Raw genomic sequence first — 16,809 nt, 5'->3', positions numbered from 1 at the left:
GCTGCGCCGCAGCAACCTTTATCCCAACGATCAGCCCTGGTTAATGGGCAGTGCCACAAAACGCGACTGGTCGTTGCTCTGCACCTGCATGAGCACTGCCTTGCGACCGGACTTCGTGGCCTCGGCAATGGCAGCATCAATATCGGCAGCGCTCGTTACCGGCTTGTTATTGACAGAGACGATGACGTCGCCCGTGGCAATGCCCTTGTCAGCTGCATCGCCCTGACGATCGACATCCGTCACCACGACACCCTTGCCATCGTCGGCCGGCATGACGGTCAGACCATAATCATCAAGTGCCGACTGCTTTGACGAGTCGTCCTGCTGCGGTGCGTTCGATGCCTGGCTGTCATCCTGCGGGTATGGCTTGATCGCAACGTTCAACGATTTGGCGCCGCCCTTATGCCAGACGGTCAACTCGGCATCCTTGCCGGCACTGATCCCGGCAATCTTCTTGGCAAGATCACGCGGATCGGCAACTGTCTCGCCATTGACGGCAGTGATCACATCGCCAGCGACGATACCGGCCTTGGCAGCAGGACCATCGGCCTGTGGTTCGGCAACAAGGGCGCCTTTTTCCTCAGAGAGACCGAGCGATTCAGCGATTTCCTTGCTTACAGGCTGAATCTGGACGCCAATCCAGCCGCGGGAAACTGACCCCGTCTTGATCAGCTGATCGACAACATTCTTGGCGGTCGTCGCCGGGATGGCGAAGGCAATACCGACACTGCCGCCCGATGGCGAGAAGATCGCGGTATTGATGCCGACAACTTCACCGTTCAGGTTGAAGGCCGGACCGCCGGAGTTGCCGCGATTTACGGCCGCATCGATCTGCAGGAAATCATCATAGGGGCCAGCACCAATATCACGGCCGCGGGCCGAGACGATACCAGCGGTCACAGTGCCGCCGAGACCGAACGGATTGCCGACCGCAACGACCCATTGTCCAACACGGATCTGATTGTCATCTCCGAATGAAACATAGGTGAATTTGCGCTTGTCATCGACCTTGAGCACGGCAAGATCGGTACGCTTGTCCTTGCCGATCAGCTTTGCATCAAGTTCGGTACCGTCGTTCAGCACGACAGTATAGGCGCTGCCATCCTCGACGACGTGGTTGTTGGTCACAAGATAGCCGTCTTCAGAAATGAAGAAGCCGGAACCCTGTGCGGTCGGGCGAACCCGATCGGGCCTGTGCTGGTCGCGAGGTGATTTGCGCGGTTCCATGCCACGCTGACCTGGACGCTGGTCAGGGCCACCGAAATCATAGAAGAAGCGCTTCAGCGGATGGTCGTCTGGCAATTGGTCCATGCCCGGGAAGCCCGAGCCATCATCAGAAGTCTGGTTGATAGCGCTCTTGACGCGAACGCTGACAACAGCCGGGCTGACCTTTTCGACGACATCGGCAAAGCCTGGCTGCTGGGCCGAGTCAACGCGCACAGCCTCGGCTTGCGCCGGGGCAATGGCGCTGAGCGGGCCGGTCGCCAGTAAGCCCCCGACAAGCGCCGAGGACAACAGGGCGGCAGCGATGCCCGCGCGGTAGGTGGAGGACTTAACTTTGTTCGACATGAATGTATCTCCTTGGGGCGTTCGATCGAAATGCCGATCGCTTATACCAACAGTGATACAGATAAGAACGTTACGCCGCCATTTCCGCAACATGACAAATTTGTAAGGTTGGATCGGAGATCCGAGGGTCAGACCCTGGATCATTTGATGGCAGCGAGCGCTGCCGACATGCCTTTCAGCGGCGCTTCGAACGCAATGGTTTCGCCCGCCGCCGAATACGAAATCCCTGCCGTGACCCGCTTGCCGATCTGCTCCCGCATGATTGGTCCGACGGGAAGCAGCGCAATACACACGCCCGTATCGCAGGCGTACGTCTCTACCCGAACGGGTTCCTTCCGGCCGGGAAAGGACAGCATCACCGGCGCTTTCAGACCAAGCCCCGGCCGCGTTCGCAAAATCATTATCGGCTTGCCATCTTCGGTGGCGGCCAATGACCAGCTAAAGGCGAACTGTCCATTCTTATCGACGATCGACTGCGTGATATTGCAGATCTTTTTCATCGTTTTAAGATTCTCGTCGCATATGAGCACCCAGTTCTCGAATGGCTGGATAATGCGGCGATAGCGGCCAAGTTCTGCGCCCTCGGGAACTGCGACCTCAGACGGCTTGATGTTGTAGAGAGGACCCGAAATCGCCTGTCCGGCGGCGGGGCACCAGCCGGACAGGAGCAGACAAGCCACGGCCGTGGGGAACTTCAAGGCTTGCCTGATCAAGATATGCCTCAATTGAGCGTAAAGCTTATTCCTGCGCCGACGCCGACCTGGCCACCACTCGCAGCGCCCGAAAGATTGGCGCGCACAGCACCGCTCTCGCTGGTGTAGCCCGCACCGAATGCCATCGCACCCTGGTCCCTCCAGACACCGCCACCGACGGCGACGCTGATCTTGCCCGGCGTATTGTCAAACCGCAGCGACGAAGCCGCAAGCCCGATCGCCGCGGCCTGCCGTGCTTCATTGCGAACCGCACCGATGTCCGAGCTCAGCTGGTCAAATTTCTGGTCGGTATACTGCCTGGATTCGCTAAGCGTGCTCGCGCCGATTTCATTGGCATAGGTCTTCGATTCGTCGAGGTACTGACTGTACTGATTGCTGACCTTGGCGGTTTCCTGGGTGATCGTTTCCTTCAGCTGCTTGACGTTCACCGCATCATGGTCCGCGGCGCCCTCCTTGACATTGCTGATGAGCACCGGCGCGTTCGGATCGGCGCCTTGCAGCGCAACCTCATTGGTCTTGTTACCGCTGCTATCCGGTGCGTATTTCACCGCCGTCTTGTCCATCGCGTTGGTGATATCCGTTTTTACCGTGTCGATTTTTGTCTCGACGGTCTCAACGCGCTTGTCGATTTTTGCGACTTTTTCATCTGTCTCGAATAGCTGGGCACCAGTGACGGCATCGGTGGAGGTTGCACTCAAACTACCACGGGTGATGCCCGTAATGATGCTGGTCTTCACAGTATCGGGGGATGTGTCGATGCTGGAGGATTTGTCGCGTGTGGCTGTGAAGACGCCCTTATCCTTGTCCCAGCGCAAGGAGTCACTATCCAAGGTGGTGACTTCCTTGGTTATCGCATTGATCCGGTTGTTGATATTGGTTGTGTTCTCGTTCAATCCGTCAAGCGCACCACCTACATTGTTGTATGGGGTGGAACTTGTACTTCCGTCGCCCTTGATCTTCGTGATGTTGTAGGTTGGACCTGTGAACACACCATTGGCATCGAATTTGGCACCGCCGCCAAGACCAAGCACAATGGCGCTATTGGTTACGAAGAGCTGCGAGCCGTTGATCGCTTCGAGCGATTTCTCGCTGACCTGCCCGGCCGCCACATTGCCTATCTTCGTACCGGTATTGTCAGGCCCCTCCAGCACAACCTTGCTGTAGTCGATGGCCTCGCCGGGATCGACCACGCCATTGCCGTTCTTGTCTTCCCAAGCATATTTCACGGCGCGCTCACCGACGTTCTTCAATGCAGTGCCGCTTGCGGTCTGCGCATCATTCAACTGTTTGACATTGACCGCATCCGTATCCTTCTCCCCGGCCGCGACATCGGCGATCCTGCTCGCGGCACTGGCGCCATGCTTTGCACTGAAGACACTGTTCGCCGGATCCCACAGCAACGCATCACTCAACAAACCACTCATCTGTGTGGTGATATCGCCAACACGTGTGTTGATGCTGGTGACGCTGTCGTTCAGCCCGCCAAAGGCGCCGCCGACATCGTGGAAAGTCTCCTGCGTGGCTTTGCCGTCAACGCCGATGCTGGCGATATTGTAGGTCGGACCGGTGAATGTGCCGCCGGTGCCGACACTCGCCCCGCCGCCCAGCGCGCTGGCGAGGGAACTGCGGGTCTGGAAAAGCTGCGAGCCGTTGACGCCGTCGGTCGAGGTGCTGCTCACATCGCCCGCCGAGAGGCTGAGCAGTTTGCGCGTTGCCGCCTTGCCCTTCAGATCGACCGCTGCACCATCCGTATCCTTGCCGATCGTGAGGTTGTCTCCGGCCTTTGCCTGCTGCACCAGACCGGCAGTGCCGGAATTGATGCTGGCGATCGATGTGTTGATCGTATTGATATCGCCTTCGTGCTTGACCACCCGGCCATCGATGTCACCAACACGTGTGTTGATTGTGGTGACACTGCCGTCCAGCGCGCCAAGTGCAGAGCCGACATCACGGAAAGTCTCCTTCGTGGATGTGCCGTCCGCACCGATTTTGGCGAGGGTGTAGGCCGGGCCTGTCCACGTGTCTTTTTCTCCATCGATAGTTGCGCCGCCGCCAAGCGCCTTTGTGGTCTTGGTGAGCTTGTCTTGAGCCTGATTCACTCGTGAATCCACATTTTCGACGGCGGAGTTGGTTGCGAAAAGCTGCGAACCGTTGACCACGTCGGTACTGCTTTCGCTCAATTGCCCGGCAGCGACATTGGTAATCTGCCGTTTGATCGTGGCCGATCCGACGCTCACGACGCTGCCGGGGTTTGGAGCGCCTGTGACGGGATCCGTTTCGGCAAAAGTGGCAAATTCGAACTTTGTGCCATTGATTTCGGTGCCTGTGACCCTGCTGGCGGCTGCGGTTATTGAGTTTTGACCCAGAGCCACCGAGCCAGCCTGCAAAGCCCTCGCCTGATAGCCGATGGCGGTGGAGCCGACGCCCTGTGCGAAGGCATCGCCCGGGGTCAGGCCTGTTTCATTTGTGCGCACATATCGTACGCCGCGGCCATTCGCTTCATCTCCGGCGAGCGCGGTGATGGCGTTTACCCGGCCGTCAATGTCACCGACACGCGTGTCAATAGTCCCGACGCGCGTGTTGATGCTGGTGACGCTGCCGTTCAGCCCGCCAAGCGCGGCGCCGACATTGTTATAGGGGTTGGACACGGATCTCCCGCTCGCATCGACCGTGGCGATGTCATATTTCGGGGCTGTCAGCGCACCATTAGCATCGACGCCAGATCCCCCGCCCAGAAAGGCCGCGATGTTCTTCGATACGCCGAAAAACTGTGAACCATTAATGGCCTCGGAAGAAGTGGCGGTTACCGCGCCTTTCGCCACATTGCTAATGGTGGTGCCTCCATCGCCGGTCAGCACCACACGTTTAAGATCAACCTCGCCAGTATCGACGGCTCCATTGCCGTTGAGATCGGTCCAGGCATATTTGACGGCCATGTCATTGAGACCCTTGATAGTGCTGCTTTGAAGGGTGAACTGGCCGTCGACCCCCGCAAGAGCGCCTCCGACATTGGCAAACGGCTTTCCCTAGATGACAAAGGCGGGCGGCTCGAAAACGCCGATGGCCCGACTCGCGCCAGCGCTCCCGCCAATCGAGCTGACGAGAGAGTTATAAAGATTATCGATCTTTGTATCCCTCTTGCTGAGCTGCCCGCCGTTCACTGCTTCCAGGGACGCGTCATTGACCGTGCCATCTGCAACCCCGATCAACTTGCGCGGCCCGCCGCCCATCCCGCGAAAATCCACAGCAGCCCCACCGGTATCCTTGCCGACGGTCAGGTTTGCTTCCGGAGCTGATTGCTGCACGAGACCGGCCCGGCCCATATTGATATTGCTGATATCGCCTTCATTCTTCGTCACCCTGCCGCCCAATGAACCGACGGCGGAATGGGTGGCGAAGAGCTGCGAACCATTCACAGCATCTGTGCTGTCCTTGTTCACCTGCCCTGCGGCCACATTGGTAATCTGCCGTTTGATATCGTTCGATCCGACGCTCAAGACACTGTCGGGCTTGCCGCCGCTAACATCGTAGGGGGCGCCATTGATGACAACGCTGGCAACAGCATTGGCGGCGGTGGTGATCGAGCCCCTGCCCAGCGCCATCGAGCCATGTTGCGTTGCCTGGGCACCGTTACCGATGGCGATCGAGTTTTTGCCGGTCGCTATCGTTGTGCCATTGCCGATCCGCATGGCTTGGTTCGTTTGGTCGTTCAGGCCGATAAAGCCGCCATTGACGTAGAGCTCATTTCCCAATGTGAGTGACGTAGCGCCCGTGGAACCGGTGGGGTTGTAAAACAATGCGCGGTTGCTTTGCGAAGCCTTGTCGCCGGGATTGCATTTTGCAGTTCTACCCTCGGCAGTTGTCCCTGCTACCGGAGGACTGCTGTTTATCCCATCATTAACGGCGGTACAGCCACCATCGGAACCGTCGTTGACAAAAATGCCGTCCGCAGCCAGCGCATCGGGAGCGTACCCAGCAATCGTGCAAACTGTGACAGCAACGAGAGCGACGCGGACGCCAATGCCGAGCATTCCGCGCCTGCGCTTGGATCCAAGCATGCGGCAGGCCATCCGCATGATCGCCATCAGCCGGCGGCGAAACGAACGGCTGGCGTGCGGTGCAGCAAGCCAGGATTGCGCTAACCGTGTGGGTTTCAAATGAAATGAATCGTTCAAATCTGGTCCTGCGACCGCTAATCTCGCCATTGAAATTCTCGCTCTTCAATATAGTTTGTAACAATGCTTTGCGTAAAAAATTCAGTACAATTCAATACAATTAATGCGAGTATACATTCAAATAACACATCTTCTGTCGATGTATTATGCACCATCCACCCCTTTGCCAACAGTACAAGTTTTAGGGAGGCATGAAAAACTCTATAGTTGATTTTCGTCATAACTTAATCTGATATATGATGCAATGATAAAATATAATTTTACGCATGTAGTCTTTAGTTTCGTTGACGACAACTACAAACATGCGCCAGGTTGTATAGCGCAGACGCATTGGACCTGCCGGCAGAAAGCTGGTTTGATTTGGGCAATGGCGATTCCCCTTTGCCACCCTGAAATTGGAGACAATTCATGCCCCCGCTCGGCTCCACGCTGCGAATTCATCGCCCCTACGAATGCGTCTACGCCTTTTATGATGGCAGGATCGACGGAGTGCGAGCCTATTCTGACGCGCCTAACTGGCTTGATGACGGGGCCTACTCGCTCGGTGTGTGTTCCTATGCCGTCGTCTCTGGCGAAGACGCGCTTGTCTACGATACGAGCATTTCCCTTCCGCACGCCCGTATCATCCGCAAGACGCTCGAAGGCGAAGGCGTGCGCCATATCCGCGTGGTGCTCAGTCATTGGCATGTGGATCACGTGGCCGGGAACGAGGTCTTTGCCGATTGCGAGATCATAGCCAATGATCTGACCGCTAAGGCGCTGCTCGACAACCGCGACAATCTTGAAAACCGCGATCCGCCAATCCGGCCATTGGTGATGCCGAACCGTACTTTTGGCGGGGAGTTGGATTTGAAAATCGGGGATATCGATGTGATACTGCGTCATGTCGACATTCACAGCCACGACGGGACAATGATGATCCTGCCGCACCTGAAGCTGCTGTTTGCGGGCGATGCGCTGGAAGATCCTGTGACCTACGTGTCTGAGCCGACCGGCCTGAAACGGCATCTGCGCGATATCGATCGCATGGCGGCTTGGAATCTCACGAAGATTCTCCCCAACCACGGCGCCGAGGAAGTGATCGTGGCCGACGGCTATGGACCGGGACTTATCGACGCCACACGCAATTATGTGACAAAACTGCTACGCTTGGGCAACGAGCCGGAACTGGCAAAGCAGGACCTGCAATCGTTTGTTTCCGAGGATATTCGCGCTGGCATCATCCAGTATTATGCGCCCTATGAGGCAGTGCACGCGGAGAATGTCAAAGCGGTGCTGACCGGCCACGCCGAGGAATAGGCCTTCAGTCGCGGGGTGCAGTGAAGAGCTTCTTCAGCTGTTTCTTTTCGCTCTCTGAAAGTGGCGCCGTCTCGACCGGTGTCATCCGCCGCCGCCGGACAGCCATGACGATAGCAATACCGCCGGCGAGCAGCGCGGCGATTGGAAACCCCCATAGCAGCAAAGTGCTCGTCTGCAGCCGTGGCTTGAGCAGGACGAACTCGCCGTAGCGCGCGACGAGGAACTCCAGCACTTGCTCGTCCGTATCGCCCGCAACCAGGCGCTCTCGCACCAGAAGACGCAAATCCTTGGCGAGATCGGCGTTCGAATCGTCAATCGACTCGTTCTGGCACACCATGCAGCGCAATTCCGCGGAAATGGTCCGCGCCCGCTTCTCCAGTGCCGGGTTGGACAGCATCTCATCGGGCGCAACAGCCCGTGCGCCAGTCGTCGCAAAGGTCAGGGCAAGGGCAAGGACGAGGCTTGAGAGAAACCGTCTCATGCGGTGGCCCGCGCCTTTTCGGTCCTGGCCCTGGCCGGTGCACCAATGCGCAGGCGCCGGTCGAGCAGCGACATGCCGCCACCTGCCATCATCACCAGGGCGCCAAGCCAGATCAGCGTGACGAGCGGCTTCCACCACACCCTGACGACGACACCATCCTTGACCGGGTCGCCGAGCGAAACATAGAGCTGGCTGAACATGAATGTTCTTATTCCAGCCTCGGTTGTCTGCATCTTGCGCACGGGGAAGAAGCGCTTCGCCGACATGAGGTCAGTCACTTCTTGTCCGGCACTGTCGAGGATCGTGAACTGGCCTTGGTCCTCGGTAAAGTTCGAGCTTTTGACCGGATCGATGCGGTCGAATCGCAATGTATAGCCGCCTGCGTCTATCGTATCGCCAGGCTTCATCACCAGCACATTTTCGGTAGCAAACGTTGACGTGGCGACGATGCCAAGCAGCGTGACACCAAGACCGAAATGCGCAAGGGCGGTTCCGAAGACCGAGCGCGGCAGGCCCACAACCCGCTGTACAAGGACATTGACGGGCGCCTTGCCGATGCCAGCCTTGAGCGCGAGATCGGTGAGCGCCCCAAGCATCAGCCAGACGGCGAGTCCAATACCGAAGGCGGCGAGCACACCGGGTGCCGACGTGCGGTAGAGCATGATCGCCACCACGATCAACGCGACGAAAAACGCGGTCATCAGCCGCTGCGCTACCGCCAGAATGTCACCGCGCTTCCAGGCCAAAAGCGGACCAAAGGGAACGGCGGCAAGCAGCGGGATCATCAACGGGCCGAACGTCAGATTGAAAAACGGCGCGCCGACGGAAATCTTCTCGCCCGTCAGCGATTCAAGCAATAATGGATAGAGCGTGCCGATCAAGACAGTCGCTGCAGCAGTCGTCAGGAACAGATTGTTGAAGACCAGCGCTCCCTCGCGCGAAATAGGCTGGAATAGCCCGCCCGGAGCCAGCGTTTGCGACCGCCACGCAAACAGCGCCAGAGAACCGCCGATGAAAAGCACGAGAATAGCCAGAATGAACAAGCCGCGTCCGGGGTCGGTCGCGAATGTATGGACGGAAGTCAGCACGCCCGAACGCACAAGGAATGTACCGAGCAACGACAGGGAGAACGTCATGATGGCGAGGAGAATGGTCCATATTTTCAGCGCCGAGCGCTTTTCCATGACAAGTGCAGAGTGGAGCAGCGCCGTACCCGCTAGCCATGGCATGAAGGATGCATTCTCGACTGGATCCCAGAACCACCAGCCGCCCCAGCCTAGTTCGTAATAGGCCCAGTAAGAGCCCATGGCGATGCCGCCGGTCAGAAACAGCCATGCTGTCAGCGTCCAGGGACGCACCCAGCGCGCCCAGGCGGCATCAATGCGCCCATCGATCAGCGCCGCCACAGCAAAGGAGAAGCACACTGAAAAACCGACATAGCCGAGATAAAGCATGGGCGGATGAACGGCGAGGCCGATATCCTGGAGGATCGGATTGAGGTCCTGGCCCTCGATCGGAGCCGGATTGATGCGGGCGAAGGGGTTGGAGGTGGCGACGATGAACAGCAGAAACGCTGAGCCAATCCAAGCTTGAACACCAAGTACATTGGCCTTCAGCGCGGGCGGCAGATTGTTCCCGAAGAATGCGACAAGCGCCGTGAAAAAGCTGAGGATCAGCACCCAGAGCAGCATCGAGCCTTCGTGGTTGCCCCAGACACCTGTGAACTTGTACAGAAGCGGCTTCTGCGAATGCGAGTTTTCCCAGACATTCTGCACCGAGAAATCAGAAAGCACGTAGGCGGCTGTCAGAGCTGCAAAGGACAGGGCGATCAGGGCAAAGACGGTAAATGCAGCAGGTACGGCAACAGCCATCATCCGGTCATCATTCCGGCGGGCGCCAACGACGGGGAGCACGGCCTGAACGATCGAAAGGGCCAATGCCAGTACCAGTGCGAAATGTCCGAGTTCAACGGTCATTGCTTGCTCTCTCCCTGCCAGACGCCCTTTGCCTTCAGACTGTCAGCAACCTCCTTCGGCATGTAGTTCTCGTCATGTTTTGCAAGGACACTGTCCGCCACGAAAGCGCCCCCCGGCAGGAACCTGCCCTCGATGACTACGCCCTGATCTTCCCGGAAAAGGTCGGGCAGGATGCCATCGTAGGTGACGGGTACGCTCTTGACATGGTCGGTGACCGAGAAGCTGACCTTCGTCCCCTCGCCGCGGATCACAGTGCCCTTTTCGACGAGGCCGCCAAGACGGAACCGCGATTCCGACTGCATGTCCGAAGTCTGAATGTCGGACGGCATACGGAAGAATGCGATCTTCTGCTGAAGCGCGAACAGGACGAGCGCCGCTGCAACGCCCAGGACCAGGAGTCCGCCGCCAATCACCGATAGCCGCTTCTGCTTGCGCGTCATCAATCTTTCTCCAGCTCGACCGCGAGGCCGAGATCTTCCGCCACCGCGTCGAGCTTCGCGGCCTTGTCCGCACTCAACACCTTCTTTGCCCGGTCCAATGCTTCAATCGCATCATTGGGCCGGTTGAGAACCACATAGGAGCGAACGAGCCGCTCCCAGCCCTCTATGTCATCAGGCGATTGTTTCAATTTTTCGGCAAGGCTTGCCACCATGCCTTCGATCATCTCGGCGCGGTCCTGCCCGCTCATGCCTGCCGCGGCTTCGACCTGCGAGGCATCCGGGCCAGTTTTTTCCACGTCGCTGACATCGGGTGCATCGCCGGCGATCTCCTGATCGAGCCGGGTCAGAGCGGCCTGCGCCTGATCGCGCCAGGGCACGTCGGCGGGCGCTTCCACCAGCAGCTTGCGGATCAGGTCTCGCGCTTCGGCCAAGCGGCCCTGCTGCATCCAGCCGTCGATAATATAGAATTGCGGCCGCATGTCTTTCGGATCAAGTTCGAGCGCATGCCGGAATACAGCTTCGGCTTCGGGCGTGATCTTGCCATTGGCGGCCGCAGCCATCGCTTCGCCCAGGCCGAGCTGGCGGGCGGCGCTGTCGCCGTTGAGGCGGATTGCGTTCTGGTAGGCAGTGACAGCGTCGGCCGGACGGCCAAGGCGCAAATAGATTGGCGCGAGCACTTCCCAGCCCTGGCCATCGTCGGGGTTGAGCATCAGATGCGCTTCGGCACGCGCGATCAGTTCGGCGGGCGTGCTCTGGTCAGCAGGCTTGGCAAGACGTTCCGCCAGCGGCTGCGCTGGCAAGTCAGGGGAACCTAGCTTCGTATAAATGCCCCAGGATATGAGGGGGATAGCTAGAACTGTTGCCAGCGTCAGCCATTCGCGTGTCGCACTTTTTTGCGGACGGACAATCGTTGCATCTGCCTGTGCCGCCTTGGCCGATTTGAGCAGGCGGCGGCCAATTTCCGCGCGCGCCTGCTCGCCGCTGACGCTATCGATGAGCCCTCGCTGCTCGTCCGCATCCAGCTCACGCAGCTGATCGCGATAGACCTCAACGTCATATTGATTGTCGGAAACGGGTGCCTTGACGCGCCGCGTCAATGGCAAGAGCACCAGCAGCGTCGCGCCAACGGTCAATAATGCAGCGGAAATCCAGAAAATCATGCCAGAGACATACCCCCACCGACGCGCAAAATCCAAATGGATTTAAATTGATAGGGCAATTCGCCGCAAAGGTTGTGGGAGCCTAAAGTTCCAGTGGGAAGGGCGTGGGCTCCCAGATGTGTTCCATCTTGTGTGCCTTGACAGTGGCCTCTTCCCATTGGTGCAGGGCCTTTGCAATGAACTGCCGATCTCCAGCTTCCAGAGCCGGAAAAAAGTCAGGGGCAAACTTGGCGAAATACCGCTCTATTCGGTCATCTTGCGGGCGTAACTGCAAAGCCTTGCTGAAATCGCCGAGAGCGGCGGCGACGAATATGTTGGTGAATACCCGATCATCAAAATGACCATAAAACGTCGTCGATTTAGCACGCTCGTGGGCAATGTAGTCATCGAACGTCTTTATTGCCCGAAGCGGTGGCAAGGCTATTGCTTCAATATGGTGCCTCATGGCTGTAATGGTGTCTGGTTTGGTTACATCCCACATGCCCACAGATTGGTCGTAGAGCCACACCGGATTCCATCCCAGTGAATCGTTCTTTCGTAGCGGCACGAGCGGATACGTAACAATATGCGGTTCGAACGATCGTTTGTCGCTACTGCGATCAACAAAGACGCCACGCATTATATGGTGAACCGGCTTGACAATGAGAAACCGCCCAATGAGCACCAGATCCGAATGGCGGGCAACAAGAGGCATCAACGCCTCCTTTACTTGGGTGGTTGTGGTCATTTCCAGCTCTCATCGAAATTGATTTCAACAATAACAACATCTGTAAGCGTATTGTGAATCTTGTGAACGGCATTGCGCATCTCGATTGCTCGCGGAACGCTGATCCCCGCTCGCCCTGTCTTGAAATCATAGACACATACTCGATTATCTCGTTCCGGTCCTACTATATCAATTCGAACAGTATTCTTCATACCGTACCTGGCTAAATCCTCAGAGTTTTCATCTGCTGCAACTTCTTCCGCAAATTTCAGATAAGATCGTTCCGCCCGCAAGACATTGGGATAATTGGCGGTAGCGAGGTTCTTCAAATTCGTATGTGCAGCCGTGCCAAATAACCAAGGCGTCTCATAGTTTGACCGCGGACCTGCCTGTTTGACCGCTTGGTTCGCCAGCGATTGTACAATGCCTACCTCCGGACAGTATTGTTTAACCTCATCCTTGTTCAACAGTTGGACAGTTGCCTTCACTCTTCTTCCTGGCTGGAGCTGATCGTCCGCACCCCAGTCCTTCGGACGAAAGAGCAGGACTGGCTTGAGGCTCGGATCCCGCTGATTTGAGAGCCGGTTGTATTCAGCAACAGCGTCTTCTGCTGGCAACAGCCCGGTGGAGCGCCCCCCTTCTCGCAAAAGGTAGGGCGCAAGCAGGATGCCAGAACCCGTTCCTCCGCCGACTATGCCGCCACCACCACCACCCAACGCCATGGGCGATGAAAGAGGATCTTCACGACGCATGTATACCGGCTGCGCCGAGCCTGAAGATCCGCCACCCGTATCGGTCCACTGCCCACCGTCTGGATTCCCGGCGGGAACACGCGGCTGGTCGGGCTGAAAGGCCTTTCTCCGGAGAAAATATGTATCGGCGAGATCCAGGAACTCCTCGTTCATCTCGATCTCGGCCTTGACCAAGGCTTGCGTAGCTATGTCCGGTTCGAGTGTGTGGAGTCTAGTTCTCGCGGCAATGATCCGCGTAATTTTGTCTTTGCGACACACGCCTGCCCACCACGTGTGGTCACAGATGAAATGGAACAGGGAATATTAAGGAGTCGTGCGCGTCCAGACTTACGTCAGCGGAGTCCAGCTGCCATCTTCATTCCGGCAGGCGGTGCCCCGGGCCGATTGCGGCGTGCCGTCGACGCGCACCGTATGGGTATACTGGCGGCAGTTTTGCGACCCGACCTGGTAGGGCTGCGCCGCAACGACTTCACCCGAGCGGCTCCCGCTGGCGTTTTTCCATTCAACTGTTTTGCCGGCGGGAGAGTATTCGAGTGCCTGATATTCCGCCTGCAAGGCGCGTTTGCGATCCGACGCATCCAGCGATGCATTGTTTCCGATCAGCCCATTGCCCAACGCAGCAAGCACGCCTGACGGCGCCGCCTGCTTTGAACCGCCGGTCAGGCTGCTCAGGGCGCCACCGGCTTTGGAGCCGGACGTCGTCGAACAGCCAGAGAGAATTGCGATAGCAAGGAGGGAAATGGCAATATGAAGCTTCATCGTCTGTCCGTTTTACAATGCTTCTCACAGCAGGGCAGGTTTACCGGTCTTTATGAACCGATTGGGCGGGCCCTTGCAAGCTCGATTCAGTTTCCGGCAACAGGTAGGGTCAGTCTCGCATTGAGTCCGCCGAGATCGGCGCTGCGGTCCAGCCGAAGCGTTCCACCGTACTCGCGGACCGTATCATAAACGATGGACAGGCCAAGTCCGGTGCCGGGCTTGCTCTCGTCCAGCCGCTTGCCACGGGTGAGAGCATCCTTGATCTGATTCGAAGCGAGACCCGGGCCGTCATCCTCAACGCGTATCTCCAGGCCGCCGTCTGCCTTGGCCAGCGTCAGCCTGATGGCACTGCGGCCCCATTTTCCGGCATTCTCCAGAAGATTTCCAACGACTTCCTCAAGATCTTCCTGCTCACCCGCGAAGATGGCGCCGTCCATCTGGTTCAGGAATTGAACATCCATTGTGGGATTGAGCTTTGCTGTCACCCGCGCAAGCCGGGCCAGAGTCGGCGTTACAGGTGTGCGGAACACGACGCTGTCGCGCTGTGCCGCGACGCGCGCACGCTGCAGATAGTGCTGTACCTGGACCTGCATGGCCGCGCTTTGTTCGGCGATAATGCGTCCCTCGGTACCCCCGATTGTCCGGCTTTCGTTAACTAGGACGGATAATGGTGTTTTCAGCGAATGAGCCAGATTGCCAACCTGGGTACGTGAGCGTTCCATGATCCGGCGATTATTATCGATCAGGGCATTCATCTCGCGGGCAAGCGGTGCAATCTCGAGCGGCAGATTCTCGTTCAGCCGCGAAACCTTGCCTTCCCGAATGTCAGCAAGGGAACGGCGAACTCGATCGAGCGGACGCAGGCCAAACAGAATCACAGCGGCGTTGATCAGGGTCCCGCCAAGGGCGAATATTCCGAGGTAAAAGTAGAGAGTATTGCGGAACCCGGCAATCTCGCGCTCGACTTCACTCAAATTCCCCATCACCCTGAACCGGGCAACGCGATTTTCCGCGTCTAGCACAACCTCGGTTTCGACGACTGTGACTTGCTCTCCCTTGGGTCCTGGCTCGGTATACGAACGCTGAAAGGATGTGTCGAACGGAACATTCAAAGTCGAAGGAGCATCGATGGACTTGTCGCCGAGCGACACCGACCGCAGCGACCCCTTCAGATTGTCCGACACCGGTTCAACAGACCAGTACCAGCCAGAGAGCGGGCTGGAATAGCGCACTTCACCAGGGTCAGGGCGTCCTGCAAGAGTGCCGTCATTGACACTGACCGAGGCGATAACGCTGAAGAGATGGGCGGAAAGGAGCTGCCGGAAGCTCTGCAGTCGCGCATCACCATAGAGGGCGGAAATGATGGTGGCTATTGCAAAGAAGGAAATGATCGTCCAGAGCGTCGAAAGCATGATGACGCGCAAGGACAGGGAACGTAGTCTTGGAAGATAGCCGGTCAGCCGGGAATTCACGCGTTGCCCTGCCCTATTCTGGAGACCACATCAGGCCGGATTGTCAAAGGTCTATGCCTTGTTTTCCTGCGATTTGATCCTGTATCCCATACCACGAATGGTTTCGATCAGATCGATGCCCATCTTCTTGCGCAAACGGCCAACAAAAACTTCGATCGTATTGGAATCGCGATCGAAATCCTGGTCGTAGAGATGTTCCACCAGTTCAGTGCGCGATACCACCTCGTCCATGTGATGCATGAGGTAGGATAACAGCCGGAACTCGTGTGATGTCAGTTTCAATGCCGTGCCGTTGACGGTTGCTTTCGACGTCTTTGTGTCGAGGCGAAGCGGCCCGCAACTGATTTCCGACGATGCATGACCCGCAGCGCGGCGAATGAGCGCCCGCAGCCGTGCCAGAACTTCTTCAATATGAAAGGGTTTTGCGACATAGTCGTCGGCCCCAGCATCGATTCCGGCAACCTTGTCGCTCCAGCGGTCGCGCGCGGTCAGCAGCAAAACAGGCATGATCCGCCCGTCCCGGCGCCATCTTTCGAGGATGGTCAGGCCATCCATCTGCGGGAGGCCGATATCGAGCACAACAGCGTCGTAAGGCTCCGTGTCGCCGAGAAAGTGCCCTTCTTCGCCGTCGAAAGCCTTATCGACCACATACCCGGCATCGCCCAGGGCATCAACCAATTGGCGATTGAGGTCACGGTCATCTTCGACGACGAGTATTCTCATGCAGGATCCTTGCGATGCGGACTAGTTTGCCGGTACGGCGACTTCGACGCGGCGCGGACGCTCACCATCCTTGCCGGGAATGAGCACCACCACCACGCAAACCTCTTTGCCGTTCTGCACAACAGATGTGGCGCGCGCAAGGGTACCGCCCTGCGAGTCCGCCACCTGTTGCCCGACCGACGAGCAATCCGCGGCTAAAGCAGCACCGGCGTGGAAGACGCCAGCAGCTGAGATCAGGCCCGCAAGGGGCAGGGAGATAAGGATGTTTTTCATCATGGCGTCATTATTATCGGTTGCTGTCTGAACGATGCATGAACAATTGGAGTCCCGTAAGCAGGATTGCCACAGGTTCACGCCTTTTAACATCCTATTTCTTTACGTGAAATGAGCGTCTTAGCGCTGATCCGACCAAAAAGTGCAATAATCCCGCTCAGTGCGGTCAAGAACTGGATTATCGTATCGATAAGTGGCGCCTGATCAACATGCTCCAGCGATATATTGAAGAAGCTGGAGCAGGAGAGCGCGATCGTTACGATCGACGCCCAGATCGTCTTTGACAGGAACCAGGCTTTTTCATCGGTCAT

Annotated in this window: 16 protein-coding genes; 1 reads left to right on the top strand and 15 read right to left on the bottom strand. The window is 57.6% G+C overall.

Annotated elements, in window-relative coordinates:
* Positions 1–30: 30 nt before the first annotated feature.
* The 4 genes from CU103_RS27585 to CU103_RS27570 all read right to left on the bottom strand — a co-directional run bounded on the left by CU103_RS27585 (position 31) and on the right by CU103_RS27570 (position 6,487).
* A complete protein-coding gene (locus CU103_RS27585; RefSeq protein ID WP_106667314.1) occupies positions 31–1,569 on the bottom strand; it encodes a Do family serine endopeptidase in 1,539 nt (512 codons plus the stop codon).
* A gap of 140 nt (positions 1,570–1,709) precedes the next feature.
* The gene (locus CU103_RS27580; RefSeq protein ID WP_245449038.1) at positions 1,710–2,282 is read right to left on the bottom strand and encodes an invasion associated locus B family protein; all 573 of its coding nucleotides are present in this window, start codon (positions 2,280–2,282) and stop codon (positions 1,710–1,712) included.
* Positions 2,283–2,290: 8 nt separating this feature from the next.
* Positions 2,291–5,218 (bottom strand): YadA-like family protein, encoded by a 2,928-nt coding sequence (locus tag CU103_RS27575; protein ID WP_106667235.1) that lies wholly within the window; start codon positions 5,216–5,218, stop codon positions 2,291–2,293.
* A gap of 90 nt (positions 5,219–5,308) precedes the next feature.
* Positions 5,309–6,487: a hypothetical protein gene (locus tag CU103_RS27570; RefSeq protein ID WP_106667234.1), complete on the bottom strand. Its 1,179-nt coding sequence runs from the start codon at positions 6,485–6,487 to the stop codon at positions 5,309–5,311.
* Between the two features lie 378 nt (positions 6,488–6,865).
* On the opposite strand from CU103_RS27570, the gene CU103_RS27565 reads away from it, so the two are divergent.
* Positions 6,866–7,756 (top strand): MBL fold metallo-hydrolase, encoded by an 891-nt coding sequence (locus CU103_RS27565; protein ID WP_106667233.1) that lies wholly within the window; start codon positions 6,866–6,868, stop codon positions 7,754–7,756.
* A 4-nt stretch (positions 7,757–7,760) separates the two neighbouring features.
* Here CU103_RS27565 and CU103_RS27560 read toward each other — a convergent pair whose 3' ends face one another.
* The 11 genes from CU103_RS27560 to CU103_RS27510 form a co-directional block, all read right to left on the bottom strand.
* Positions 7,761–8,237 carry a cytochrome c-type biogenesis protein gene (locus CU103_RS27560; protein WP_106667232.1) on the bottom strand — a complete coding sequence of 159 codons (477 nt, stop codon included), beginning with the start codon at positions 8,235–8,237 and terminating at the stop codon, positions 7,761–7,763.
* Positions 8,234–10,213, bottom strand: coding sequence for a heme lyase CcmF/NrfE family subunit (locus CU103_RS27555; RefSeq protein WP_106667231.1), 1,980 nt, complete (start codon positions 10,211–10,213; stop codon positions 8,234–8,236). The genes CU103_RS27560 and CU103_RS27555 overlap by 4 nt, the downstream gene beginning before the upstream one ends.
* Positions 10,210–10,653: a cytochrome c maturation protein CcmE gene (ccmE, locus tag CU103_RS27550; protein WP_106667230.1), complete on the bottom strand. Its 444-nt coding sequence runs from the start codon at positions 10,651–10,653 to the stop codon at positions 10,210–10,212. The genes CU103_RS27555 and ccmE overlap by 4 nt, the downstream gene beginning before the upstream one ends.
* Positions 10,653–11,813 carry a c-type cytochrome biogenesis protein CcmI gene (ccmI, locus tag CU103_RS27545; protein ID WP_106667229.1) on the bottom strand — a complete coding sequence of 387 codons (1,161 nt, stop codon included), beginning with the start codon at positions 11,811–11,813 and terminating at the stop codon, positions 10,653–10,655. Before ccmI ends, ccmE begins: the two co-directional genes overlap by 1 nt.
* 82 nt (positions 11,814–11,895) lie before the next feature.
* Entirely contained in the window at positions 11,896–12,540 is a 645-nt protein-coding gene (locus CU103_RS27540) for a hypothetical protein (protein ID WP_106667228.1), read from the bottom strand.
* The gene (locus CU103_RS27535) at positions 12,537–13,424 is read right to left on the bottom strand and encodes a hypothetical protein (protein ID WP_146147878.1); all 888 of its coding nucleotides are present in this window, start codon (positions 13,422–13,424) and stop codon (positions 12,537–12,539) included. The genes CU103_RS27540 and CU103_RS27535 overlap by 4 nt, the downstream gene beginning before the upstream one ends.
* A gap of 174 nt (positions 13,425–13,598) precedes the next feature.
* Positions 13,599–14,030 (bottom strand): RT0821/Lpp0805 family surface protein, encoded by a 432-nt coding sequence (locus CU103_RS27530; protein WP_106667226.1) that lies wholly within the window; start codon positions 14,028–14,030, stop codon positions 13,599–13,601.
* An 86-nt stretch (positions 14,031–14,116) separates the two neighbouring features.
* Positions 14,117–15,418 carry an ATP-binding protein gene (locus tag CU103_RS27525; RefSeq protein WP_162707209.1) on the bottom strand — a complete coding sequence of 434 codons (1,302 nt, stop codon included), beginning with the start codon at positions 15,416–15,418 and terminating at the stop codon, positions 14,117–14,119.
* 135 nt (positions 15,419–15,553) lie between these two features.
* Positions 15,554–16,225 (bottom strand): response regulator transcription factor, encoded by a 672-nt coding sequence (locus CU103_RS27520; protein WP_106667225.1) that lies wholly within the window; start codon positions 16,223–16,225, stop codon positions 15,554–15,556.
* A 21-nt stretch (positions 16,226–16,246) separates the two neighbouring features.
* On the bottom strand, positions 16,247–16,498 hold the full coding sequence (locus tag CU103_RS27515) for a hypothetical protein (protein WP_106667311.1): 252 nt from the start codon (positions 16,496–16,498) through the stop codon (positions 16,247–16,249).
* 86 nt (positions 16,499–16,584) lie between these two features.
* Positions 16,585–16,809: a hypothetical protein gene (locus CU103_RS27510; RefSeq protein WP_106667310.1), complete on the bottom strand. Its 225-nt coding sequence runs from the start codon at positions 16,807–16,809 to the stop codon at positions 16,585–16,587.

Source organism: Phyllobacterium sophorae, from assembly GCF_003010965.1.
Classification (GTDB): domain Bacteria; phylum Pseudomonadota; class Alphaproteobacteria; order Rhizobiales; family Rhizobiaceae; genus Phyllobacterium; species Phyllobacterium sophorae.
Note: the sequence above shows the minus strand (reverse complement) of the source record. Positions and strands in the feature narration are given on the sequence as shown.